The sequence below is a fragment of the Streptacidiphilus jeojiense genome (assembly GCF_000719095.1).
Classification (GTDB): domain Bacteria; phylum Actinomycetota; class Actinomycetes; order Streptomycetales; family Streptomycetaceae; genus Streptacidiphilus; species Streptacidiphilus jeojiensis.
The window spans coordinates 13,513-36,912 of the sequence record NZ_JOEH01000032.1 but is presented as its reverse complement, the minus strand read 5'-3'; the positions used below and the strand labels follow the sequence as shown (position 1 = coordinate 36,912).

26 protein-coding genes are annotated in these 23,400 nt (G+C 70.2%); 9 read left to right on the top strand and 17 right to left on the bottom strand.

Annotated features, from left to right (window positions below; genetic code table 11):
- Window positions 1-56: 56 nt before the first annotated feature.
- From IF29_RS0134165 to IF29_RS0134155, 3 genes are all read left to right on the top strand, one after another.
- Window positions 57-551 carry a hypothetical protein gene (locus IF29_RS0134165; RefSeq protein ID WP_051726399.1) on the top strand — a complete coding sequence of 165 codons (495 nt, stop codon included), beginning with the start codon at window positions 57-59 and terminating at the stop codon, window positions 549-551.
- Window positions 552-952: 401 nt separating this feature from the next.
- Entirely contained in the window at window positions 953-2,275 is a 1,323-nt protein-coding gene (locus IF29_RS0134160) for a helix-turn-helix domain-containing protein (protein WP_030263507.1), read from the top strand.
- 269 nt (window positions 2,276-2,544) lie between these two features.
- Window positions 2,545-2,970, top strand: a complete 426-nt coding sequence (locus tag IF29_RS0134155) for a hypothetical protein (protein ID WP_030263505.1) — start codon at window positions 2,545-2,547, stop codon at window positions 2,968-2,970.
- A gap of 97 nt (window positions 2,971-3,067) precedes the next feature.
- On the opposite strand, the gene IF29_RS0134150 is transcribed toward IF29_RS0134155, so the two are convergent.
- A complete protein-coding gene (locus IF29_RS0134150; protein WP_030263503.1) occupies window positions 3,068-3,601 on the bottom strand; it encodes a hypothetical protein in 534 nt (177 codons plus the stop codon).
- Between the two features lie 219 nt (window positions 3,602-3,820).
- Window positions 3,821-5,764 (bottom strand): pentapeptide repeat-containing protein, encoded by a 1,944-nt coding sequence (locus IF29_RS0134145; protein ID WP_084715376.1) that lies wholly within the window; start codon window positions 5,762-5,764, stop codon window positions 3,821-3,823.
- A gap of 252 nt (window positions 5,765-6,016) precedes the next feature.
- On the opposite strand from IF29_RS0134145, the gene IF29_RS0134140 reads away from it, so the two are divergent.
- Together IF29_RS0134140 and IF29_RS0134135 are read left to right on the top strand one after the other, a co-directional pair.
- The gene (locus IF29_RS0134140; RefSeq protein ID WP_030263498.1) at window positions 6,017-6,673 is read left to right on the top strand and encodes a hypothetical protein; all 657 of its coding nucleotides are present in this window, start codon (window positions 6,017-6,019) and stop codon (window positions 6,671-6,673) included.
- 209 nt (window positions 6,674-6,882) lie between these two features.
- Complete coding sequence (locus IF29_RS0134135; protein ID WP_030263496.1) at window positions 6,883-8,037, top strand: DUF2637 domain-containing protein; 1,155 nt, start codon at window positions 6,883-6,885, stop codon at window positions 8,035-8,037.
- A gap of 33 nt (window positions 8,038-8,070) precedes the next feature.
- Here IF29_RS0134135 and IF29_RS0134130 read toward each other — a convergent pair whose 3' ends face one another.
- From IF29_RS0134130 to IF29_RS0134070, 13 genes are all read right to left on the bottom strand, one after another.
- Complete coding sequence (locus IF29_RS0134130; protein ID WP_030263492.1) at window positions 8,071-11,460, bottom strand: LysM peptidoglycan-binding domain-containing protein; 3,390 nt, start codon at window positions 11,458-11,460, stop codon at window positions 8,071-8,073.
- 6 nt (window positions 11,461-11,466) lie between these two features.
- Complete coding sequence (locus IF29_RS0134125; RefSeq protein ID WP_030263490.1) at window positions 11,467-11,901, bottom strand: TadE/TadG family type IV pilus assembly protein; 435 nt, start codon at window positions 11,899-11,901, stop codon at window positions 11,467-11,469.
- Complete coding sequence (locus IF29_RS0134120) at window positions 11,888-12,388, bottom strand: TadE family protein (RefSeq protein ID WP_084715375.1); 501 nt, start codon at window positions 12,386-12,388, stop codon at window positions 11,888-11,890. Before IF29_RS0134120 ends, IF29_RS0134125 begins: the two co-directional genes overlap by 14 nt.
- A complete protein-coding gene (locus IF29_RS0134115; RefSeq protein WP_030263485.1) occupies window positions 12,385-12,804 on the bottom strand; it encodes a TadE/TadG family type IV pilus assembly protein in 420 nt (139 codons plus the stop codon). The genes IF29_RS0134120 and IF29_RS0134115 overlap by 4 nt, the downstream gene beginning before the upstream one ends.
- Window positions 12,805-12,913: 109 nt before the next feature.
- Window positions 12,914-13,108, bottom strand: a complete 195-nt coding sequence (locus tag IF29_RS0134110; protein ID WP_030263483.1) for a hypothetical protein — start codon at window positions 13,106-13,108, stop codon at window positions 12,914-12,916.
- 41 nt (window positions 13,109-13,149) lie between these two features.
- Window positions 13,150-14,049 (bottom strand): type II secretion system F family protein, encoded by a 900-nt coding sequence (locus IF29_RS0134105; RefSeq protein WP_030263481.1) that lies wholly within the window; start codon window positions 14,047-14,049, stop codon window positions 13,150-13,152.
- Window positions 14,046-15,002 carry a type II secretion system F family protein gene (locus tag IF29_RS42625; protein ID WP_051726395.1) on the bottom strand — a complete coding sequence of 319 codons (957 nt, stop codon included), beginning with the start codon at window positions 15,000-15,002 and terminating at the stop codon, window positions 14,046-14,048. The genes IF29_RS0134105 and IF29_RS42625 overlap by 4 nt, the downstream gene beginning before the upstream one ends.
- Window positions 14,999-16,522, bottom strand: a complete 1,524-nt coding sequence (locus IF29_RS0134095) for a TadA family conjugal transfer-associated ATPase (protein ID WP_051726394.1) — start codon at window positions 16,520-16,522, stop codon at window positions 14,999-15,001. The genes IF29_RS42625 and IF29_RS0134095 overlap by 4 nt, the downstream gene beginning before the upstream one ends.
- Window positions 16,515-17,360, bottom strand: a complete 846-nt coding sequence (locus IF29_RS48110) for a CpaE/TadZ family protein (RefSeq protein WP_051726393.1) — start codon at window positions 17,358-17,360, stop codon at window positions 16,515-16,517. The genes IF29_RS0134095 and IF29_RS48110 overlap by 8 nt, the downstream gene beginning before the upstream one ends.
- Entirely contained in the window at window positions 17,360-18,034 is a 675-nt protein-coding gene (locus IF29_RS0134085) for an SAF domain-containing protein (protein WP_030263464.1), read from the bottom strand. Before IF29_RS0134085 ends, IF29_RS48110 begins: the two co-directional genes overlap by 1 nt.
- Window positions 18,035-18,057: 23 nt before the next feature.
- Window positions 18,058-18,588, bottom strand: coding sequence for an ATP/GTP-binding protein (locus IF29_RS46455; RefSeq protein WP_157624071.1), 531 nt, complete (start codon window positions 18,586-18,588; stop codon window positions 18,058-18,060).
- Between the two features lie 407 nt (window positions 18,589-18,995).
- Complete coding sequence (locus tag IF29_RS0134075; protein WP_157624070.1) at window positions 18,996-19,400, bottom strand: hypothetical protein; 405 nt, start codon at window positions 19,398-19,400, stop codon at window positions 18,996-18,998.
- Between the two features lie 488 nt (window positions 19,401-19,888).
- Window positions 19,889-20,080 carry a hypothetical protein gene (locus IF29_RS0134070; RefSeq protein ID WP_030263456.1) on the bottom strand — a complete coding sequence of 64 codons (192 nt, stop codon included), beginning with the start codon at window positions 20,078-20,080 and terminating at the stop codon, window positions 19,889-19,891.
- A gap of 68 nt (window positions 20,081-20,148) precedes the next feature.
- Here IF29_RS0134070 and IF29_RS0134065 point away from each other — a divergent pair, with 68 nt between their 5' ends.
- The gene (locus IF29_RS0134065) at window positions 20,149-20,433 is read left to right on the top strand and encodes a hypothetical protein (RefSeq protein ID WP_030263445.1); all 285 of its coding nucleotides are present in this window, start codon (window positions 20,149-20,151) and stop codon (window positions 20,431-20,433) included.
- Window positions 20,430-20,822, top strand: coding sequence for a PIN domain-containing protein (locus IF29_RS0134060; protein ID WP_030263443.1), 393 nt, complete (start codon window positions 20,430-20,432; stop codon window positions 20,820-20,822). Before IF29_RS0134065 ends, IF29_RS0134060 begins: the two co-directional genes overlap by 4 nt.
- A 204-nt stretch (window positions 20,823-21,026) precedes the next feature.
- Here IF29_RS0134060 and IF29_RS0134055 read toward each other — a convergent pair whose 3' ends face one another.
- Both IF29_RS0134055 and IF29_RS0134050 read right to left on the bottom strand, forming a co-directional pair.
- On the bottom strand, window positions 21,027-21,254 hold the full coding sequence (locus IF29_RS0134055) for a DUF397 domain-containing protein (RefSeq protein WP_030263440.1): 228 nt from the start codon (window positions 21,252-21,254) through the stop codon (window positions 21,027-21,029).
- Between the two features lie 2 nt (window positions 21,255-21,256).
- Complete coding sequence (locus IF29_RS0134050) at window positions 21,257-22,117, bottom strand: helix-turn-helix domain-containing protein (RefSeq protein ID WP_030263436.1); 861 nt, start codon at window positions 22,115-22,117, stop codon at window positions 21,257-21,259.
- A gap of 195 nt (window positions 22,118-22,312) precedes the next feature.
- On the opposite strand from IF29_RS0134050, the gene IF29_RS49110 reads away from it, so the two are divergent.
- The gene (locus IF29_RS49110) at window positions 22,313-22,855 is read left to right on the top strand and encodes an ATP-binding protein (RefSeq protein ID WP_380524510.1); all 543 of its coding nucleotides are present in this window, start codon (window positions 22,313-22,315) and stop codon (window positions 22,853-22,855) included.
- Entirely contained in the window at window positions 22,849-23,229 is a 381-nt protein-coding gene (locus IF29_RS44050; RefSeq protein WP_051726390.1) for a hypothetical protein, read from the top strand. The genes IF29_RS49110 and IF29_RS44050 overlap by 7 nt, the downstream gene beginning before the upstream one ends.
- The last annotated feature ends 171 nt before the right edge of the window (window positions 23,230-23,400 follow it).

Here is a 23,400-nt window from a genome sequence, read left to right as displayed (position 1 = left end):
CCTCCGGTTGCGTTAATGTGATCCTGCAACACACGTGACCCCTGGGAAGGCAGAAGATGACCCGCGCGCTCTCCGCCCACGCCGTCGCGATAGCGGCCGGCGTCAGCCAGACATGGGCCTGGAAGGCTCGCGACTCAGGCATCATCCACGCCCCCCACTCCGAGGACGACGTCATCGCCCTGCGCGTGTACGTGTGCGTTTCTCAGCTCGCGTGGCCCGGCGAACGTCGCGCCCGCAGCGAGAAGCACGAACTGCAGCTGTGGCAGACCCTGGCCGTCAACGCCGCCCGCGACGCCGTCTCGGACCGCACCACTACCCAGGACACCGTCCTGTGGGTGATGCCCGACGCCGTCCGCGTGGTGACCACCCCTGGCGAACGCGCCGCCTTCGAACTGGACACGCTCGGCGGACGCACCGCCATGCGCATCCCCATCGGCAAATGGATCGCCGAACTCGACGGCACCCTCGACGGCATCCCCACCCCTCGGCCGCGCCGCACTCCGGCGTCCCCTTCTCGGCCGAGCCGCACCCCGGCCGAGGCCGCCCACTGACTCCGCTGCTGCTGCGCCGCCCGCCGGGCGCGCACGGCAGCTCGGACCACTTGTCCCCGATATGCGCCAGCAGGTGATGCCCGCCCCATAACCACATAGAGACCCACCGCCCGCCCGGGACGTCCAACACGCCCATGCACGCCGGGTCGTGGGTTTTGTGTTCCCTCCGGCAGCCAACAGTCGCTGCCTCGGATTTGTACACCCATTTTCAGGTTCCGGACTCCCACCTTGTTCGGAGCACGGCTTTTTGCGCCCATTTCCACCCCAGATCAAGGAACCGCGTGACCGCCACTGCCCTCCAGCCCACAGCCCCGCAACGCCGGCCCCGGCCCGGCGCGCCTGGCCGCGCACCGGCGCGATTCTTCCCCTGCGCCCCCGCCGAGACTCTGCCCGCCCTAGCCGTGCCCACCGGTCAGCAGTGGCTGGAGGAGACCACAGGCCGGGTCGCCGCCGATGGCTATGCCTGGCTCCAGGCTGTCCACTGGGTCATCGGCTCCGGCCTCTACACGCCCCAGCGCAGCCATGGCCCCCGGGAAATGGGCCCGACCACGGTGCGCCTGGCCAAGTTCCTTGCCGAGCTGTCCCCGTGCCGGCCGGGCATCGACTACCTGGTACGCAGGCTCGGCGTCGGCGAACGGACCGTGCAGTATCACCTGGACATGTTGCGCGAGGCGGGTCTGCTCGCCTACATCGAGCGCGGCACCCGCTGCCGCAGCCAGCGCGCCCAGGCCTCCCAGTTCGCCCTCGTGATCCCGCCCGCATTCGACACGGCTCTGGGCGTGCGCATCGCGGGTCACGGTAGCCAGCGGCGCATGACCGGCATCGCCTCCGCTGGACGCACGCTCATCGCAATGCTGGGCCGTCGGGCCGCTCACCGCACCGCCCGGGCCGCCAAGGCCAAGGCCGCCGCGTCACCGCGTCCGTCCGCCCCGTCCCTCAACTCCTCCGCAGCCTCAGCCGCATCATGCCGTTGCACCCCAATGGAGGGTGGTTGCTGTACTTGTTCTGCTGACGGTTCTCCCATCCTTCCCCCTGAGGGCAAGCTCGCAGACGGGAATCTCGACCACGGCAGCACGGGGAACTGCAACGTGAGGAGTCCGTACCGGCGCGCTGTAAACCGGGTTGGACGCCGCTACCAGCTGGCCGCCGAACTCGTCCGGCAGGTCCCGTGGCTTCAGCGGGCAGCTGTCCCTCGGATTGCCTGGGTCATCAAGGACCTAGCGGACGCCGGGTGGACCGTCGATGAGGTCCTTGGCTGGCTAGACACCACTCACGTACCCGACCGAATCCGTCGACCCTCCGCCTTTCTCGCCGCCCGTGTGAAGGCGGCCCACCTGGTCATCGTCACAGCGGAGCAACGCAGCCAGTTGGCTGAGAGCCGGCGCGATTCGCGACGCGCTGCCGTAGCACGGCACGCTGAGTGGGACGGAGCATGGTGCCTGCCCACCAGCCTTACCGTGCAGCGTCGGGTGGCCCTGGCGATGGCCGCGCCCATCCATGGCTCAGGGGCCGTGACAGTGACCGTCCATGGTCCCGACGACCCGGATGTGCTCCTGGAGGACCTGACCCGTGCCGAGGTTGCCGACCTGCGCGCTTTGGCCCACCAGACCCCGGACCTTGTGCGGTTCGCCATCGAAGTTCAGGGCGAGGCCTATGCCCGGCGTCTGTACACGAATGCCGTAGTCGACGGCACCCGCGCGCTGCGCCGGCAAGCTGTGTCGTGAGGTTGCTCGACCGTCCGTGAGCAGTCAGCGTCTACACCCGACCTGGCGCGACCTCACAGCCGCGGCCGCCTCGCAAGCACCCCAGGACCGCACTGAAGCGGAGGACCAGACCGATCCCTCCGCCGGCCTGCCGCGCGGGGGAGGGGAGTGGCCGCTCCCGGTCTCGACCTTGCACCGGGAACGGCCCGATTCAGTGTCCCGGCCAGCGTCCCCGGCGCTTGCGGCGGGTGGGGGCTGGACCCTGCAGCGGCGACGGGTACGGTGCGGGGATGCGCCCTGACCGATTCCTGAACCACCTGTCCGCCGTCGCCTCCGCTGTCGCTGGGGTGACCCGGGCTGAGCCGGTCCCAGACGGTGGGCGTGGCAAGCGTCCCTATCTGCTGGAGATCGAGGCAGGCGGGAAGACGACGCGCTGGCAGGTCGTGGCGGTCAGCGCCCCGGGCGACCGCTACGACCAGGACGAGCGGGAACCCGTGCTCGGACCGGTGCCGCAACCGCCTGTCCCTGCGCCTGCCGCGGTCGGCAGCCCCGAGCAGGTTGAGGCGGCGCTCATCACCGCCCTTCTGGGCGCCGACCCCGGGGAGATCGCCTCCGTGGAGGCGTACTCGATCCGGGCGACACCGGGAGCGGTACCGCACGGGGCCACGCTTACGTTCCACGACAGCAGCAAGATCTTCCTCAACTACACGCGATGAGGGCAGCAGCCTGCCAGGGGAGGGCGAGCGCGCCGCTGGCTCGTGCTGCCGAACCTCCCGAGTCGTCCGACGCGGAGGATTGCTCCCAGGCCTGGAGCTATGCGGAAGTGCTGCTGCTCCAGCGGGAGGCGATAGAGCGCACAAGGGCCTCCATCTGTTCTTCGATGGCCGCAGCGAACTGGGTTCTGGCCCGGGTGGCGTGGGCTAGCAGGTAGACGCCGGCTTTGGTGATGGTGTCCACCGTGTTGCCCTGGGGAGTGCCGAACTGCAGCCAGCGGTCCGCGACCCGGGTCCAGCCGCCGGCCCGGTCGGCGTGGATGGCGAAGAGGTGGGAGAGTTCAGCTGGTACGGGGACCAGGTACGCGGGACCGAACGTCCACCGCTGGAGAATGTCGACCAGCTGGCCGGTGGCGTAGGCGTCGATCCGCCTGGGTCGTTGCGCGAGGGTCGCACCCAGCCCGTGGGCCAGAACCAGGGCACGGCGCGCTTCCTTCGGGTCCTGGCCGCCGGCAGTCAGCGGATGGGGGTCCAGGTGCTCCAGCCCGGCCAGGCGCTGACAGACCAGCGCGGACAGCGCGGCCACGGCGCTGCCGGCTGCACGGTCACCGGCGGCTTCGAGCAGTTGCAGCACCCGCTCCTCATCGGCGGCAGGGCATCGCGTCACAGGGCGCAACGGCCCGTACCAGCTCCGCACCCGGGCCAAGGACAAGCCGGTCGACGGACCTGCGGTGCCTGACAGCACGAGTCGACCGTCGCCCATGCATGACCAGGTCCGCCAAGATGCGTCGACCAGTGGTTCCCCGACCGAGGTATCCATGCGCACCACGGTCCCAGGAAAGCATGATCGCTCTCAGCGTTTCACGCGGCCGCGTACGGCCAGCGCGGCCAGGCCGAGCAGGACGGGTTCGCCGATCCGCGACAGCATCTCCACCACGGTGCCCCACCCCGTCAGGTTCTGGCCGCTGGACCGGAAGACCACAGAGTTGACCACGACAAGGCTGGCCTTCTCCGCGCGGGCGCCGGTGAAACGCTGGGCAACGGGGAGAGTGAGCGCCGGGTCCGGTGTACTGGTGGAGAGCTGCACCTGGCCAGCCTGGTCGGTTCCGCTGACCTGCGGTGAAGGGTCGGCGTTGGGCAGGCCGACCAGGAGCAGTACCAGCACGGTGGTGGCCATCGCAGCGACCAGCCAGCCCAGGGCACGCGAGGCCCGCAGGCCGTAGCCGGACAGCAGCCAGTACCACCACAGCAGCCACCGTTCAGCTCGAGGCCGTAGCGGGTCGTTTCGGCGCATCTCCATCTCGCCGTAGTAGAAGTCCGCCGCGCCCGGCTCGTCGCCGGCGTCCTCGAAGGCCTTGCGCAGCCGCTGGTAGACCCCGGCCAAGTCGTCCGGGCCCGGTGTCAGTTCCGCCCGCGGATGCATCGGGCCGCGCGTCCAATCGCGGCCCACCGCTCGGCTGCGCAGGGCACGCCAGTGATGTTCCTCGGCGATGACTTTCCGGCGCGACCAGCGCAGCGGCACCGGTCCCGATCGCCTGCGCCAGCCGCGGGGTGCTTCTGCGAACCGGCATCCGAAACCGACCTGGATCTGGTCCAGGTGGAACGCGCCATCGAAGCGGCACTGGCGCAGGTCCACGTCGGTCAGCACCACTTGTGCGGCATCCACCCCCTCCAAGTCGAGCAGCCGCACCTCCGCACTGCCGGTGCCTGCGAACTGACCCTCGTTGAGAGGCCCGCTCGGAGTGTCGAAGGGGGCTGGCCACGTTTGGAGTGCCACAGGTGCTGTGAGGGTCGCCCCGCTGAGCGAGACCTGGGAATAGCGCAAGCGGATGGATGCGGATCCGGCGAACGAAGTCCTGCGGAACGAGGCGGTGGTGGCCGCGGCCTCCAGGGTCACCTTCGAACCGGTGAACCGCGCCTGGTCGAAGATCAGACGACTGGAGCAGCGCAGGGGCCCCACCTGCTGTAGTTCCGCAAAGGTGGCTGAGCTGAAATTGGCGTCCCCGCCGAAGGTGGCTTGGTCGAACCGGGCTTGACCTGTGAAGGTGGTCGATTCGAACCAGGCGTCCCCGGCCATCGTGGCTGAGCTGAATCCGGCGTCCCCGGTGAAGGTGGCCGATTCGAATCCTGCGTCCCCGCCGAAGGTGGCAGCGGTGAATCGGACGTCCCCGCCGAAAGTGGCCCCGTCGAACCAGGCGTCCCCGGTGAAGGTGGCCCCGTCGAATCCGGCGTTCCTGTTGAAGGTGGCCGAGCCGAACCAGGCGTTGCCAGTGAAGGTGGCCGAGCTGAAGAGGGCTTCCCTGGTGAAGGTGGCCGAGCCGAATCCGGTGTCCCCGGTGAAGGTGGCCGAGCCGAACCAAGCGTTGCTGGTGAAGGTGGCCGAGTCGAATCGGGAGTCCCCGGTGAAGGTTGCCGAGTTGAACCCGGCCATCCCGCTGAAGGTGGCCGATTCGAATCCTGCGTCCCCGGTGAAGGTGGCTGCGTCGAACCGGGCGTGCCTGGTGAAGGTGGCCGCGTCGAATTCGGCATCCCCGAAACGGGGTTGCCCCGAGGCCGGATCCCTAAGGGCATCGCATATTGCTTGCAGTAGCGCAGAGGTGATGCGTGTGCCGCGCAGGTCGATATCGGAGCCGGGCGCAAGGCCGGCGATGAAGCCGGCCTGGTCCGCGGCGACCAGGTGTTCCAGGCACTGCGCGTGCCCGAGAATGTGAACCCCGCGGCAGCCGATCGGGTCGCTGGTTGACGCGCCATACGCACAGTGCGGCCACAGTGGCGGTGTCGGGTTCGGCGATGCCATAGCAAGTGTTGTAGCCGCTGGCGTCGCACCCTTGCGCCGGAATGGCCCTGTTGCTCGAGCTCCCCTCTATCGCTCCCCGAATAGCAGGTGGGTTGGATCATGATTCCGGACGGTAGAAGCATCTGGACTGCTCTTCTCGGCTGTCCACGCCGCCTTGAGGCTCCTACTGCACCCCAGGTCCTCGTCCCGCTCCGTTCCAGGTGCTCCGCGCGCTGCCGGCGCTCGCCCACGCCCGTGGGAGAGTCTGTCGCCATGACCACCTCGGACCCTGAGAAGAAGAGCACTGCCCCGACCCGCGAGCAGCGAGCCGCGGCCCGGGCCGACCACGACCACCACAGCCGGTGGTTGCGCGAGCGCGGCATCGCCGAAGCCGTCTGGCCGATGGGCGAGGAGAACTACACCGCGCTGATCCTCTCAGGCCTGCTGGATCCGCACGCCGGAGCAGCGGTGCTCGCCGCCCTGCTCGCGGGGCTGCCTCCGCGGCCCGCCGGCACGCCGGTCCCGGCGGCGGCCTACGCGCCCTCCAACGGCGTCGACCTCGTGGTACCGATGCGTGTCCAGGGCAGGACGGAACTGCTCATAGTGGAGCACAAGCGCTTCAAGGCCGCGTCCCACGTGCCAAAGGGCGAGGAGAACCCCAACTTCGACTGGCAGACCGACCATGCCTACGAGGGCGCCACGGGACTGCGCAGCGCGCCCTGGTTGTACGGGGACCTGATCGAGCTGGACAAGACGTGCCTGGTCCTGGATGTCTACGGCAGGCCGATGGACCGGACCTTCTACGACGGACTGCACAACGAGAAGTGGACCGTCACGAGCTACGCCCAGTTCGGGGCGGTGCTGCGGACGGCGTTCGAGCGCGGTGTCCCCGGCCTGGTGCCGCTGCTCTGCACTCTCTACATCGGCTGAGACGCTGACCCTGCTCCTGGTCGCGGCGCAGTGGTCGCCAGACGTCGTCGAAGGAGACCACCGGCACCTGTCGAAGGCCGACGGCTTGGAGGCCGGGTCCGGTCCGAGCCGGATGTGCTGCAACTGCTGGACAGTGACGGTGTCATGACCGGGTCGTGTGTGAAGCTAGTGGCTCGACATACTGTTCGAGGACAGAGGGGGCATCCGGCATGGCGCAGCGACCGAGGTTGACCCGCGGTCAACGGGCCCTGGTGGTGGTCGTGGTGACCGGGGTCGGCCTGATCGCAGCCATCGGCTTTGTCGGCTCCTACACCGCGGTCCAGCACCTGGCCGTGCGGGAGGGTTTCGGCTGGTTCTCCTACGTCCTGCCCGTGGGTATCGACGTGGGCATCACCGTGTTCCTGGCGTTGGACCTGCTGCTGACCTGGATGCGGATGCCGCTGGCGCTGCTGCGCCACCTCGCCTGGCTGCTGACGGCCGCGACGATCGTCTTCAACGCCGCCTCCGCGTGGCCGCGCCCGCTGGCGACGGGGATGCACGCCGTGGTGCCCGTCCTGTTCGTCGCGGCCATCGAGGCCGCGCGCCATACCGTCGGACGCATCACCCAGTTCGAAGCCGACCAGCTCATGGAGGGCACCCGGATCGGGCGCTGGGTGCTGGCGCCCGCGGCCACCTTCCGGCTCTGGCGCCGCCGCCAACTGTGGGAACTGCGCTCCTATCAGGAGGCGATCGAGATGGAGCGGCGCCGTCTGGTCTTCCGGGCCCGGCTGAAGGCTGAGTACGGGCGCGGCTGGCGGCGCGCCGCGCCGGTGGACCTGCTGCTGGTGCTGCGGCTGGCGAACCTGGGTGAGCCGCTGCCCGCGTTCCGGCTGGACGTCTCGCACCTGGACGCCACGGTCGCGGTGGCGCTCCCGGGTCTGGGCGCCGGTCCCGAGCCGACCCCGGCTCCGGCCCCGCTTCCCGCGCCGCTACCCGAGATCGCGCCGTCGCCGGCGCCCGAAGCTCCGCCAGGCGGGGCCGAGGTTCCGGCAGACGGCTCCGAGGGTGATCGGGCGACGATTCCCGCACAGGAGCCGGCCGAGCCGCAGTCGGCCACCGATCCGGGCCGTCCTGCCACTCCGGCCGTCGGTACCGCGGCCGACCGCTACTACCAAGCCTTCAGCGACTACCGCAAGAAGAACGACGCCTTCCCCGACGGCGAGCAACTGGCCGTGTGGCTGGACCAGGAGGCAGGGATCAGGGGCCGGGGCGGGAAGGCGTTGAACGCCGGGCACCTGCGCCGGTACCTCCCGAGCTTCCGCGCACGGTGGGAACAGGAACAGGAGCATGTGCAGTCGGAGCGGGATGCCGGGGCGAGAAGCTAGCCCTGGCTGACCCGCTGATCGCCGGGCACCGGATCACGCGGTGCCTTGAGTGCGCTGGTGGTGGGCGTAGATGTCGGTGATCAGCTTCTGAGTGTCGTCGTCCATCTCGACGTCCAGGGTCCGCAGCGCCCGATTGAGGTCGCTGATGACACGTCCGAGCGCGGCGCGGTCGCCGCGGCGGTTCTCCAGCGTGATCCAGTCCCGGTAGAGGATCTCGGCAGTGGGCTCGACGTCCAGGCCCTTGCTGATCGCGGTGCGGGCGGCGTCCCAGGAGCCGGCGGCAACGTGCCGGACGGCAGCGGTGTGGGCGACGTCGACGATCCGCGAGATCATCTCCTGCTGCTCGGCCACGGCCCAGGAGGCGCTGCTGCCCTGGAAGGGACGTCCGCGGACCAGGGCCAGCGCTGACTCCAGGTCCGCGACGTCGGTGGCGCCTGCGGTCAGGCCGCGTTCGGCCAGCTTCAGGAACCGGGTCCAGTCGCAGCGCACCGCCAGCTGGGGATAGGTGGCGTTGTCGGAGAGGTACGGCACGTACGGGGTGCCGTCAGGGGTGGTGCCCAGGACTTTGCGGAGCTGGGACATGCGCGAGCGCAGGGTGCCGTCGGCCCACGGTTCCATGGAGCCCATGGCCTCGGCGATGGCCGCGGCGGTGCGGTGGGGGTGCAGGTAGAGGTAGGCGGCGAGCTCGGCCAGGCGGCGGCCTCGCCCGCTAGCACCCAGGCCGGTGATGTCCAGCGGTCCCAACACCAGGACCTGCGGCGTGTGCAGGGTGGAGGGCTCGGCGGCATCCGGGTCCGGCCAAGGCGCGCTTGTCGGCGGCACGGCCACCGAGGCATTCCCGGTCACTCCGGCCGCTGCTGAGGTTGCGACGGCGCTCGGGTCGCGACTGGGCGCCAGGGCCGGCTCGGCCGGTTCGGGGAAGGGGGCCGGGGGCAGCGGGATATCCGCCGGTCCCGGGACGGCGGCGTGGTGCTGGGAGAAGGCGAGGAACGGCGAGGCCGGTGCCGCGGCTTCCGGCTGCTGCTCCGGGGGTCCGGGCGCATCCGGGGGGACATCGACCCGGGTTTCGGCCTGGAGGTGGTCGCTGCTCTCGGGGACGTGCAGCCAGGCACCCTGGGCCGCGGTGGCGGGCTCCTCGGTGGTGCGCAGGTCTGCCAGCAACTGCTGATAGGCGGCTTCAGTGACGCGCTGCAGGACCACCGGCTGGCCGTCCACGGGGCTGGGCTGCGGGCCGGATTCGGCGCAGTCCAGGTGCGCGGCCTCGGGGAACAGTGCGTCCAGCCCGGTCGCGGGCAGCACCAGCGCGATCGGGGCGTGGGGCACGCGGGCGACCAGGTCGGCGAGCTGCCAGGCGTCCTGCTCGCTGGCCTGGTCGGCGACCACCAGCACCCACGGCAGCGCGGTGGAGGCGTCCTGGTGGAGGGTGAGCAGGACTTCGGCGAGGTCCTTGGCGGCGTGGCTGAGCTGGCTCAGGTGCTGCAGCCGGCCGGTGTGCAGGATTGCGGGCAGGTCGGGGTCGGTGATCCCGGAGCATAGGACCTGCAGGTCCTGGCCCCACGGGCAGGTCGCCTGCTCCAGGGCGATGGCCCGGGCCACCGCGCGGACCTGCTCGGGGGAGCCGTCCAGGAGCACCGTGCGCGCGGTACGCAGGTCGGCCAGGACCGCGCCGTTGTCGCCGTCCGTGCCCAGGGCGGTGAGCAGCGGATAGGGGGCGGGGATCTGGTCGGCCTGGTCGGGGTCCAGGAGTTCCTGCTCCGGGTCCAGCTGCCACCAGCCGTCGCCGGCAGCGGTGAAGGGGGACACGGCCTCCGCGGGGCAGCGCAGTTCGATGCCGGCGCGGGTCAGCCGCGCGCCCTCGACCGGGGGCAGGGCCTGATGGTCGGGCAGGTGTGCGGCCAGGGTCCGCAGCGCGCGGTCCAGCAGTTCGGCCGACGGTGGCTGCGCCTGGTGGACCAGGGCGTGTTCCAGGGCGCTGGTCTGCTCGGGGACGGCGATGGTCTCGCCGGGGCGCCGGTTGCGTTGCTGCAGGGCGCGTTTGACGCCGTATCCGCCGAGCAGGCCCGCGGCCAGCAACGCGGCGATGCCCGCGCCCACCCGGGCGGGGGAGCTGGTCTGGGCGGCCCGGGCGGTGACTGCGGGTACGGCGGCGAGCGTGGGCGGCGCGGTGGGGGCCGGAGTGGGCGTCGCCGCGGTTGCGGACTGGCCGGTGGCCGGGGCGGTGGAGGGTGCTGCCGCCGGCGGCGTGGTCGGGGGGGCCGCCGGTGCGGAGGCGACCGGCGTGGTGGGAGCGGCGGTGGGGTGCGGAACCGTCGCTGTGCCGCCGCTGGTGCTGGTGCCGCTCGGCCCGCTCGTGGCGGCGCCGGGCTTTCCCGTGGGGGCCGGAGCCTTCGCTCCGGTGGTGGGATCGGCTGGTGCGGCGGTTGCCTGACTGGCCTGGGGAATGGTGAGCTTCCAGCCGGGATAGATCAGGTTGGGGTCGGTCAGGTGCCGTCCGTCGCTCTGGACGGTGTGCTGGTTGGCGGCGGCGATCTGCGGGTAGTCGTTCGGGTCGCCCAGGTCGTCCTGGGCGATCTGCGAGAGCGTGTCGCCCGGGCGCACCACGTGCACTTTCTCGCTGGTCCCGGACCTGGTCGCAGGGGTGCCGGCTGCGGATTGCTGGTGGGATGGGACCGTCTCGGTTGCCGCCGCCGGTTCGACCTGGTCCCGTACGCTTGTGGTGCTTGTGGTGCGTGCGTCGGCGGGCAGCCGCAGGGTCCAACCGGGAGTGAGCTGCAGGGTGGTGGCGGTCACCGTTTTCCCGTCCGGCTGCGGGACGCCCTGGTTCAGCTGGGCGATCTCCCTCCAGCGCATGCCGTCGCCCAGGTAGTGCTCGGCCAGGTCCCACATGCTCTCGTCGCTGCCGGTCACCTGGTGGACCGGGCCGCTCCAACCGGCCTGCACGCCGGCGTTGCCGGCGTTGGTGGTGGCGGCCTCGGCCTGCTGGGCCGCCTGGCCGGCGGTGAGGGTGCTGGCGTGCGGAAGGTGCAGGGTTGCCGCCGCTGCCGGAGCGGCCGATGCGGCCAGGGCTCCGCCGGTGGCGGGCAGCAGCACGATGATGCTGGCCACCAGCCCGGCCGCCAGCTGCTGGAGCGCGCCCAGGGTGCGCACCCGCGGTGCGCCGCGATGGCGCAGCGCGGCCAGGGTCTCGAGCACCACAGCGAACGTGAAGGCGACCCAGGCGAGCCAACCGATAAGAGTGATCGCGCCGATCAGCAGGCTGCCGTTGTCGGGGGAGGTCAGCGCGGTGCCGGCCTGGGTGAGAGTGGGTAGGCGGTGGGGAAGCAGGCCGAAGGCCAGCAGCCCCACCGGTGCGCCGATCTCGATCAGGGCCAGGAACAGCAGCGAGCCCAGGGCGCCGGCCAGGGCGCGGATGCGGGAGTTCACGGGGGGTCAGCCTCCGGCCTGGTAGAGGAGTTGGGCGCTGCCGTGGCCGGTGACCTGCCAGGCGCCGAAAAAGGGGAACACCGGCGTGTAGGTGGCGGTGACGGTCACGTCCAGCCGGTTGCCTTGGGGGGTGACGGTGCCGCTGACGCCGGCCTGGCGTAGGTAGGCCTGCGCGGCCGTGACGGCCTGGCCGGTGGTGTCCACGGTGAAGCCGTTGCCGGAGATGGCCTGGCCGTAGTCCAGGCTCTGCGCGCCGGTGCGGGCGGCTTCCTGGGCTGTGCCCTCGGCTTTGGCCAGGGCCTGGAGGCGGCCGCCGCCGTCGACGACCAGGGCCAGCACCGCGAAGATCGCCACGGCGACGATCGCGAGCATCAGCGACAGGCTTCCCTGGTCGTCGTGCTTGCGAGCCTGCAGGGACCGTAGGAATCTACGCATCGTCATCGCTCCTGCCGGGGTGGCCCGACTCGGGGGTCCAGGGTGCGACCGGACCGTCGGCTCGCTGGCGGAACTGGTCCAGTGCTGAGGTGAACGTCCCGGTCAACAGCTTGCTGCCGGGCATCCCGGGCACGGCGACGTCGGCGAGATTGACCCGGCAGTGCACGGTGACGGTCACCGACGCGGGCTGGCCCAGGGGCGTGTTGAAGCCGTCGGTGGGGACCTCGACGTCGGTGGACAGGCAGTGCAGGCCTTGGGCGGCCAGGGTCTGTTCGGCGATCTGCAGGGCTGCGGCCTGGGCTGCGGCGGGGTCGCGCTGCAGGGAGGCGGCCCGGGCGGCGTCGCGCGCGGCGTTGTCGACGCCGCTGCCGGACAGGTAGATACGGCCGGCTGCGGCCATCAGGAGCAGGAACAGGATCATCACCGGGGCCAGGATCGCCAACTCCAGCGACAACGCCCCCCGGTCAGCGGTGTCCGCGCGTCGCGCCGTCATGGCGTGACCTGCTCTTTCGCTGCGCGGGCGGTCTGCGAGACCGGAAACGTCAGTCCCGGGATCCAGCAGTCCACCTGGCCGCTGACCGTGACCACCACGGTGTTCCCGTCCTGGGAGGTGGCAACGGAGGTGCCGGTGATGCTGCCGCCGGTGCGGTGCAGCAGGTCCCAGGTGCGGTCACTGCCCTCGCTCAGGGAGGCGCCTTGCAGGCGGGCGGTCTCCACGCCCTGCTGGGCGGCGGTCAGGGCGACGTCACGGGCATACCAGTAGAAACCCAACTGGACCACACCGAAGATCAACATCATCACCACCGGCGCGAGGAACGCCAGTTCCAGTGAGAGCGCACCGCGGTCGTCTTTGACACGGCCTCGCAGCGCGGCCGCGACGCGGTCAAGGCGCGGTAGGTGCTTGGGCATCTGGAACCTCCTCTGCGCAACGATCGATGGAGTGGGGGTGCAAGCGCGCCTATCCGGTCGTCCTACGAGCCCTGTAACGGCGGGGACAGCCCGGGGGGCGGCTCGCGCTTCAGCCGATGGCGGCGCCCTTGGAGGTGACTTTGGCGATGATGATGCCGATGATGATCACGGCGACGGTGACCAGGGCGCCGACCAGGAGGGCCAGTTCGATGGACAGCGCGCCCCTGTCCTGGTCCTGGGCGTCCAGGTGGGCACGCAGCTGGTCGGTGCGGTAGCGGAGCTGGGCGAGCATCAGGATGAGCATCGGCGGGTGTCCTTGTCTGGGTTGGTGTCGGTGACGGCGGGTCAGGAAGCGATGATGTTGAGCATGGCGGGGACGGCGATGTAGACGGTCATGAGGATGACCAGCCCGGCCACCGGCATGATCATTTTTTCGCTGGCTTCGTTGGCCTGGGCCTGCTGGTCGGTCAGCAGTACCCCGCGCAGGGATGCGGCCTGGGCCTTGAGGGTGGAGTACACCGCTGCGCCCTCTTCGCCGGCTACGGCGATGATGTCGGCGGGGGCGCCGAGTTCGGGCACGTCGATCTCGATGGCGAGCTGCCGCAGCCCGTCCCAGGGGGCGATGCCGGCCAGTTCCGCGCGCACCAGGGCGTCGCGGATGCGCTCGTACACCCAGCCGTCGCCCACCGCCGCGGCCCGGCGCAGGGCTTCGGTGGGTCCGGCGTCCGCGGCCCGCTCCAGGCCGACCAGCTCCAGGTAGGAGGCGATCGCGGCGCGGAACTCGGTACGGGCCTCGGCGGCGCGCCCGCGGATGCTGATGTCGGGGATGAACCAGAACACTGCGGCCGCGATCAGCCCGGCCAGCGCGGGGATCGCCAGCGGCGGGTGCACCCCGACGGCCTCGAACGCCACGGTGGCCACGGTCGGCAGCGCCAGCCCGTACAGGGCGGTGGCCAGCTTGCGGCCCACGAACAACGCGGGCGACTCGCGCAAAATGCCCAACTCCCGGGTGGGCACCCGCAGGACCTGCTCGCCCAGCAGGCGCAGCACCGCGCCGCCCCAGCGTTCCAGAGTGCCGGCGGCCGGGGGAGGGGTGCGCGGGGCCAGGGCGTCCAGGCGGGAGGCGTCCATACGCGCCAGCACGTCGCCCACATCCGCACGCGAGGGCAGGGCGCCGGCGACGGCCATCACGACGCCCACGCCGACGGCGGCGCCGGCCAGCAGGACCGGGGCAGTGCTGATCATGAGCGGACTCCTTCGCTGATCCCGGTGACGGTGGTGGTGTCGCTGGTGGCAGGGGTGCGGTCGGCGGGCGACAGGAAGCGAGGTATCGGCCGCAGGTTCGCCATCCGGCGCATCCACACCAACAAGCCCAGGAATCCGGCGGCGAAGACGAGCATGGTGATCTGCCCGTACCAGCGGTGATACGGCGCGACGTAGGAGCCCGAGAAGAACGACAGGGCGAACACCAGCAGGCAGAACATCGTCACCCAGCGCGCGTTCGCCCGCGGCTTGGCCCGGTCGGCCTCGACCTTGCGCCGCATTAGGACCTCTTCGGACACTGCGGCGGCCAGGTCTTTCAGCGCCCGACCCAGGCCTGCGCCGCGGTCGGTGACGTGCAGCAGCATCAGGGCGATGACCATGTCCGCGGTCGGGTCGTCCAAGTCGTCGGCGAACGCCCGGTAGGCCTGCTCGGGGCGCCACCCGGCACCGAGCCGGGAGACCATCAGTCGCACCTCGGCCAGGATCGGGGCCGGGGCCGTGCGCAGGCTGGAGACCACGGCCTGCTCCAGCGAGATGCCCACGGTGTGGATGTCCGACATCCGCCGCACCCACTCCTCCAGCGCCTCCAGCCGTTTGATCTGCTCGGCGTGGTCCTTGCCCGGGTTGAGCATCCACGACATGCCCAGGATCGCCGCGCCGGTCAGGATCCCGGCCACCAGCCAGCTGGTGGCCGCCCACACCAGTAGCGCCACCACCGCAGCCGCCCCGGCCCGAGCCCTGCGTGCCGCCCACCACCGGTGGCGCGCCCCGCCGCCGTCCGCGCCCAGCACGCTCTGCAGGCGGCGTTCGGCACGCGAGCGGCGCCGAGCCGCGTCCGGGGCCCAGCCCAGCGCCCCGGCGACGGCGACGCCCAGCCCGGCCACAGCCAGCAGCGCGCACAGCGCGGCGATCAGGGCACTCGCTTGGATCGTCACAGCGGCCTCAATGTGGTCAGCGGCGCCTGCCAGGCGCCGAACGGATGCTGGAACCAGGAACGGTCGTAGCCCACCCGCATCAGGTCCTCGATGCACGCCGGCGTCAGCTGCGGCACCGCCCGCGGCTCGCGGCGCCCGCCGCTGTCCCTGGGACCGAAGACCGTCTGCAGCGCCGGCCGGCCGGCCTCACCGAGGCCGGTGATCTCCACGACGTGGGACACGAACCGGTGCTTGCGCCCGCCGATCGGGGTCTCGTCGACCAGCCGCAGGTAGACCACGAAGTCGATGGCCTGCGCGATCAGCCGGTACGCAAGGGCCTCGCTCATCCCGATCCCTGACTCCAGAGACAAGGTGACGATCCGTTCGATCGCCGAGGCCGCGGAGCGAGCGTGCAACGTGCACATCGAACCGCCCTCGCTCTCGTTCATGCTGTGCAGCATCGGCACGACCTCCACCGAGCGGACCTCGCCGACGATGATCCGCCGCAAGCTCATGCGCAGCAGCTGCGGGAACAGGTCGGCCAGGGTGATCTCGCCGGACGCGGAGCCGTCCAGGCCCTTCTCGCCGTTGCCCTCCCGGGCCTCGAACGGGATCACCTTGGGGCCGCTGTCCAGCTCGTGCAGCCACAGCTCGTACTCCGACTCCAGGGTCCCGATGCGCTCGCCGGCCGGGATCTCGCGGGCCATCGCGCGCAGCAAAGAGGTCTTGCCGACCCCCTGGGAGCCGACCACGAACACGTTCTTGCGGGCCAGGACCAGGGCGCGCAGGAACTGCTCCAACGCGGGATCGATGCTGCCCCAGGCCACCAGGTCCGACAGGCGTGACTGCTTCATCCGGTGCTTGCGGATCACCACATGCGGCCGGTCGGTGACCAGGTATGTGGCCGCCAGTCGCGACCCGTCGGCCAGGCGCATGTTCAACGTCGGCGTCGACGGCGTCAGCGACCGCTCACCGATGCCCTGGGTCCGGGCCAGCTGGTTGATCAACGCCACCAGCTCCACGTCCGACCCGGTCAGCGGCGCCAGCCGGGCCGCGGGCCGGTCCACGTAGTCCACCGTCACGTCGTCATGGCCGTCGATCATGATGTTCTCGATGCCCGGATCGTCCAGCAGCGGCTGCAGCCGGCCGGCCCGGAAGAGGTCGTTGAAGACCGACGCGCGTACCAGCTCCTCCTGGTCGCGGGTGAGCGGCTGGGCGGCCGCGGCGTAGTCGGTCGCCCACCCGGCCACCACCTTGCGCACCAGCGTGTAGCCGACCTGGCGCCGGTCCTCATCCGACAACAGCGGCTGCTCGGCGGTCTCGGCGGCCAGCAGTCCGGCCACCTTGGTCCGCAACTCGGCGATCACCTCGAAACCCACCGGCAGCACCCCGTCCTGGCCCGGGCCCGCAGGCAGGGCCTGGCCCGGCACCGCGGCCACGCCGGCCAGAGGCAGCGGCTGGGCCAGGGCGGCCGCGAAACGCTGCCGCCGGCCGGCCGAACCCAAGGAGCCGTTCACCGGTCCCGGGATGCTGTCAGCCACGGGTCACCGCCTGCTGCACACTGCGGTACACCGAGGCCTGGCCACCGGGCGACAGCTGCACCTGGCGGCGGGTGGCCAGCGCGTTGATCTGCTCCCAACTGCTGCGCGCCTGGCGCAGCAGGGGAGCGCGTGCGGTCAGTCCCCGGCCGGTGGGGCCGTGGGTCAGCGCGAGCGCGGTCGCCTCGTCGCGGTCGAACTGCGCCAGCACGCCGACCCCCAGGTGTCGGGAGATGTCACTGGAGTTCGGAGACTTCTGGTCGCTCACCAGGAGCAGCCCCAGGGCGTCGGCGCCGGTGCCGTGCAGGCCCAGATCCCGGCGCAACGCCGCGACCGCCGGTGCTGCTGCGACCACCTGGGTCAGGTTCTGCCGCAGCACCAGCAGCACCACGTCCGCGCGGCGCAGCAGCGGCGCGGGGAAGCGGGAGGCGTTCAGCTCCCCGCCGTCGACCAGTAGCCGGCCGGCGTCGATGACCACGTCGAAGCCCTCGCCTTCGAGGACCGGCCACATCCGCACCAGCTGGTCCCAGGTGCCGGCCAGCGCCGGGGCTTGGGTGGGGTCGGTCAGCCCGGGCAGCAGGAGGCGGTGGCCGGCGGTGCCGTCCAGGGGGACCAGGTGTTGGTCGAAGGCGTCGGCCAGGGTGCCGGAGCGCTCCGCGGTGGCCAGTTGGTGCAGGCCGACGGCGGCGGTGCTGTGGCCCTGCAGGTAGCCGGCGCGGATGGTGCCGCCGGCCGGGTCGCACTCGGCCAGCAGTGTGCGCTTGGGGGCGGAGAGGGCCAGGGCCAGCGCGCTGACGGTCACGGCACTGGATTTGGCCGACACCAGGGCGATGACCGACATCAGTGGCCCGCCGCGGTCACGATGGCGTCCTGCCCGGCGGCCGACCACACCGCCAGCTGCGGGGCGTCGGCCGGGTCGGCGGCCAGGTCCACGACCTGGTTGCCGTTGCTGTCCGCGGCGCTGACCGACACCACCACGGCGCTGATCGTCAACGGCGCGACCGGCAGCTTGCCGCCCGCGCTCTGGGTGGGCGTCTGCACCACGGTCACCGCCTGCCCGGGTTGCAGCCGTCCGGCCGGGATCATGCCGGGTTTCGCCAGGACCCCGACCACCGACTTGCCGGTCGTCAACGGCGCGCCGGCCTGGACGGAGGAGCGGGTCAGCAGGGTGCCGGCGGGCAGGTCGACCGCGGCGGTCTTGCCCAGCACGCTGCTGCTGTCGGCCGCGGCGATGGGCTGCAGCGCGGGGTCGGGGGCGACCTGGGCCACCGTCAGATCCGCGGACACCAGCACCTGGCCCTTGGGCACCGGATGGGCCAGCGCGATCACCGCCACGCGGTTACCGACCTGGTTGACCATCGTGTAGGCACCCAGGGCGCCCACCGCTGCCACCGCGATCCCGGCCACCATCAGCATCGGGCGCCGGGCCCGGCGCGGCGCGGTCTCGGTGATCTGCACAGGGGCGGGGGCCAGGCCGTTGTCGGTCGGGGCCTGTCGCTGCCGGGTGATGGCCATCGGGTTTCTTCCTCGTCGTGGGCTTATTGGGTGTTCAGGACCTGGAGTTCGCCGATGACCGCTGTCGTGGCGGACTGCCGGGTGACGGTGATCGTGCCCTGCTGTCCGGTGTTCGCAGTCCAGTTGACGACCCAGGTGGCCGTCGCGGTGATCGCGTACGTGCCGCCGGGCTGCGCGGCCGAGGTGACGGAGTAGGTGTGGCCACAGTCCGGGGCCTGGTCGCCGAAGGAGGGCTGGTAGGCCGTGCCTGGTCCGTTGCAGGTCACCGTCGACCCGTCGCCCATCGACCACACGATCTGCGTCGCACTGCCGGTCGCCGTCACGGTCACCCCGCCCGCCGCGGCGGTCGCCGTGTTCGGACCCCAGGTCGTGGGGGTGACGGTGTCCCACAGCCACACCGGCAGACCGACGGCGCTCTTGCCGCCCACCTTCGGCGCGATCCCGATCGCAGGCCCCACTAGCGCCATGTTCTTCACTGCCTGCCGGGCCAGGGCGGCCACGTCTACGGCGCCGCCGTAGCCCGGGGGCGGGTTCTGGAACCATCGCCCCGGCAAAGCGGGAAGACCTTTGCCCGTGAGTAGCGGGCAGACGGCGGAGTACACCGCCCCGTCACCGGGCCTATGGCCATCCCACAGGGTGCTGTCCGCTGTCGGCTGGGGGTCCATCAGTCGGTAGTAGCACCCGTCTTGCGGGTCGAACCATCCGTTGGCAGCGCTGTAGCAGGGGAAGGGCTGGCCGTGAAAGCTGCATGAGGAACTGCCTCCGCCACCACCACCGCTGGTGGCGGACGCTGATCCGGTTGCGCCCCCGCTAGGTGGGGAGCTTCCGCCGGCAGACACATTGCAGTCACCGGAGAATGCACCGCACCCAACGCCGGTCCCGCTACTGGCGGATGCCACCGGGGCAAGTGCCCAGGCAGCTATCAGTAGGGCCCCGGCGCAACTCAAGAGCGAGGGAACCTTCAGCATGTACGGGCCCGATCGATCGTTCCCGTGACGATGTACCACTGGACGTTGTCGAAAGTGGCGGTGAACGTCCAAGGATGGCGATGTACATCGGAGGTCAGCTTCTCCGGTTTACCCGTGGTCGCGTCGACTGGGAGGAAGTTGCTGGTGTCGATACAGTCAGTGATGGTCGCAGTCTTCTTTGCGGTGTCCAGGGCCGAGACCGTCGGCGTCAGGACGGGGTGACCGCGCATCACCTCGTGCTGCGACTGGTAGTACTGCAGTGTGCTGCGGATGTCAGCGGCCGCTTGGCCCAGGGCGTAGGTGTTGATAGGCAGCCCGTCCAGGCTGCCGCTGGAGTAGGCCTCCTCCTGGAGCTTCCAGAACCCCTGGTAGGCCAACAGCACCTTGGCTTTCGCCATGTCCATCGCGCTCAACGTCGGTGATGCGCTGGGCACCGTGCTGGGCGATGTTGATGCGAGTGCGGACGGGGAAGCGGTGTCGGCCGAGCGCTGATCGCTCGCGCCGCCGCAGGCGGAGAGCAGTAGGGCCGCCCCGACGGCAGCCGCCGCGAGGGTGCTCTGACGTGTACGGGTCCGTGCGTAGCCGAAGGACCGAGGGCGCGGTGTCACCTTGAGAATCCCCCTTTCACTCCTTGTGGAGCGATCTTGTCCGGATCGTAGCGCTTTGTGTGGCGGGCCGTGGCAGCGTTCGACGGATCCGTTCGACCTGTGATGCCACGTCAGATGCACTTTCCGCATATGACGTTCGCTTTCGCCGGGTGAGAAAGCAGCCGAATTCACCCGGGAGGACGACAAAACGGTGACTGATGTGCTCTTCACCGTTCACCACCCCCTCTACCGCAGGGGAGGTCCGTTCACACCTGTATCTTCCGGCCGTGTGGTGTCGCTCAGTTGACCGTGGCCGTGGTGCCGTAGCGGTCCAGGTTGGCCAGCATCGCCAGGTCGACGCGGCCTTGGCTCAGCGCCGCGACGGCATCGCGCGCCGGCTCCCGGCGATCGGTCGCGGCGCCTGGACGAAGGCGCTCGCTGCGATCTGCCGCGGGGAGTGCGGTCCTCTGGCCAGGCGACCAGCCGGTCACGAGTCGAACGCTGCTGGGTGATCGGCGCATTCTCTACTGGCGGTGTACTTCTGGTGTACCGTGGAGGCATGGCTGACTCGACGATCAAAGTTCCTGAAGCGACCCGCGACCACCTGGCAGCGTTGGCGAAGGAGCGCGGGACCACGATCGGCGCCCTGGTCACGGCGCTGGCAGCGGAGCAGCTAACCGTTCAGCAGGCGGATCAGCGGGCACGTGAGGCTCGGCGAGTCCTGCGGGAGAAGATGGGCGTCCCTCTAACCGACGCCGAGTTCGACGCGACCCCGGGCGCCCTGGACCGGGTCTACGAGATCGCTGCGGAGAAGGCACGGGACGCGCTCCGAGGAGCAGCGTGATCATCCTGGACACCAGCGCGGTGACGGCATTGGCCTCAGGGCATCGAAAGCTCGCGCGGATTGCCGAGAATGCGGCCCGGTCGCCGTTCCGGCACCTGCTGGTGCCGGCGCTGTGCCTGATGCAGGCCGAGGTCGCCGAAGCGGACGCTGGACTGCACGCCCTGTCGCTGCCGGGCATCGACATCGAGGCACTGGACCCGGTCGCTGCCATTGCGGTGGCAGCCATGGTTCGCGACGGATACGGCGCCCCGGATACCGCCCACGCCCTGTACGCCACCTTGCCCAGTGCTCACCGTCCCGAAGCGGACCTGCTGTTGACCGCTCGCCATCATGACTATCCCCCGGGCACGATCACCATCGACATCGATGACGATCGCCTCCTGGACTAGCCCCTGCTCAGGGATCCTCCCCACCCGAACCGGGCCTCGGTCGTCGGCGGGAACTCCGGCAAGTCCCCCCCTTGTAGAGGCCTGTGAGACTCACGGTGAACGATGACCAGGCCGTTGGCAGAAGGTCAGCGTTGATCTGCTGGGTTCCAGGGATGGCGAAGGGCTGCACCGCGTACGCGGTGCAGCCCTTCGCCATCCCTGCTGTCACGCAACCGGCAGGTCGAACTCTCCGTTGCGGGCGCCGTTGACGAACGCCTGCCATGCGGCCCCGTCGAACTCGAAGACCTGCTGTCCAGGCCTGTCGTTCTGCTTGGAGTCGCGGACTGCGACGCTGCCGGTCGAGGTGTGGGCTATCTCAACGCAGGCACCTTGGTCGCCGCTGTAGCTGGACTTGAACCAGCGCAGCGAGGTGAGGTCGATGGGTTGTTCCATGGTCATTTCTCCTTTGCGACACGCTGCAGGAGCGCCGCGGATTCGGATGGGTCGAGCGCGATGGCCGTCAACGCGGTGTAGGAGCTGCGGAATGCCCTCACCTGCGAGTCCCGTTCGACGAAGAGGTTTCCGCTGGGTGCCTCCACGTACACCACCCGCGGATCGGCTGGCCCGAACTCCAGGATGGAGAACGAACCCCGTAGGCCCGGGTGCATCCCTTTGGATAGTGGGCAGACCTGGACGTTCACGTTCGGGAGCTCCGCCAGTTCGAGGATGTGCCGGATCTGGTTGCGGACCACATCCGGTCCGCCGATCGGGCGCCTGAATACGGACTCATCCATTACTGCCCACAGTTCCAGCGGGTCGGACGAAGCGGTGAGCCGCTTCTGCCGTTCGATACGCACGTCGACGAGCCTGTCGACCTCGTCCGACTGGCCAACGCGGCTACTGCTCATGACTGCTCGGGCGTAGTCGGGTGTCTGCAGCAGCCCGGTTACCCAGGAGAGCTCCCAGGACTGCACCAGGCGGGCGTCGTACTCCAGTCCCACGTAGACGCCGAGGCCAGATGGAAGGACCGCCTCGTACTCGTCCTGCTCCCACCACCCGGATTCGCTCGCTCGCCGGTGGATGTCGTTGATTACCAGCCGGGCGTCCTCGTCGGTCACCCCGTAGAGATCGAGCATGGCCCGAAGTTCCAGGGCCTTGGCCAGGCCCTGCCCCGTTTCGATGCGGCTGATCTTGGAGGTGGAACACTCTAGAACCTTGGCCACGTCCTCAAGCCGGAGGCCTGCGAGGTCGCGCAGGCGACGAAGCTCTGAGCCCAGGCGACGCCGTCTTACGGTCGGTCCCTGTGGATCGCTCATCCGCTGCCTTCCTCTGCGTCGTCGGCGTGCACTTGCTGGGTGCAAGTTTGCCGCATCGTCGCCCGCGTGATCGGACACGGTCCCTCCATCATCCTCGGACGCTTCCGATCGGAAGCGGAATTTTTTGATGGGCTTGTGTCATGGGATTGCACGGAGCATTCTAAGAGGGATTTCACTACGGGATGTAGTGACGTGATGGCGGGATGTTCCGCCCGATCCGTGCGCGACCGAGGGGACGGCATGGCAGCCAGTCCGGCAGAGCAGTTACGAGACGTACGCCTCCCCGCGGAGGTTGACCACCAGCGCCCGCGTCTGACCAGCTATGCGGCGTCGTGCGCGATAGCAGCAGGGCCGACGGCTCCGCGTCAGATGCGCAGGTTCGCTGCTACCGTCCTGCGGCACTGGGGGGTCGGTGGCGAATCCGAGTTCGAGATCCGCGAGATCGTTTCCGAGCTGGTCACCAACGCGGTCTGTCATTCCGGTAGTTCTGACGTATCGCTGACGCTGACGATGTGCGGGGGAACCGTCCACCTGACCGTGCGTGATACCGGCCGGTGGAAGCCCCCGGGCCGACGCGATCCCTTGGGCGTCCACGGCCGGGGCCTGGCGCTGGTACGCAAGCAGGCGACCAGGTCGGGCCTGACCCGATCTGCCGAGGGCACTCAAGCGTGGGCACTGCGGATTGTGCCCGAGGACGACATTCAGCAGCCTGGCCGGCTCAGCAGGACACCATGCTGACGATGGAGCGGCCAGGGGTCGAGGCCGCCGCGCACGACACGTTCAGCTACTGGTGCCAGTGGTTCGCCACGAACCCGGCCACGGGCGCCGCGTATTCGCTCGGTGGCGCGGCCGCACTCACCCCTCGGCTCGCTATGCGGTGGGCCCGCCAGCGTGGCCAGGACATCGGCCCGCAGCTCAACCCGCCGGGCTCATGGGTAATAGACGGGTGGCTGCAAGACGAGCGTGAGCTTGCGAAGGCCCTCTACCAACTGACGGTTGGCATCACGTACGACCTAACGGTCTACGAGGAGTCGGCCGAGTACGCGCTGACCATCCGCCCCATCGCGATTCCGCCCATCACCGACCCAGCGAATGGCGGTGGATCGTGTTGAACACCCACTTCGTCGTCACGGGGCTGGTCGTGACCGCCAAACCGATTACCCCAGTCCCCCTGCAGCTCAGTCGGGCCCGGGAGCGTGAGGCATCATGACCTCACAGCTTCCCTCGTCGGGCTTTCTCGCCGAGTGCTTCCACACTCCTCCGCCGGATTCCCTCACCCCAGT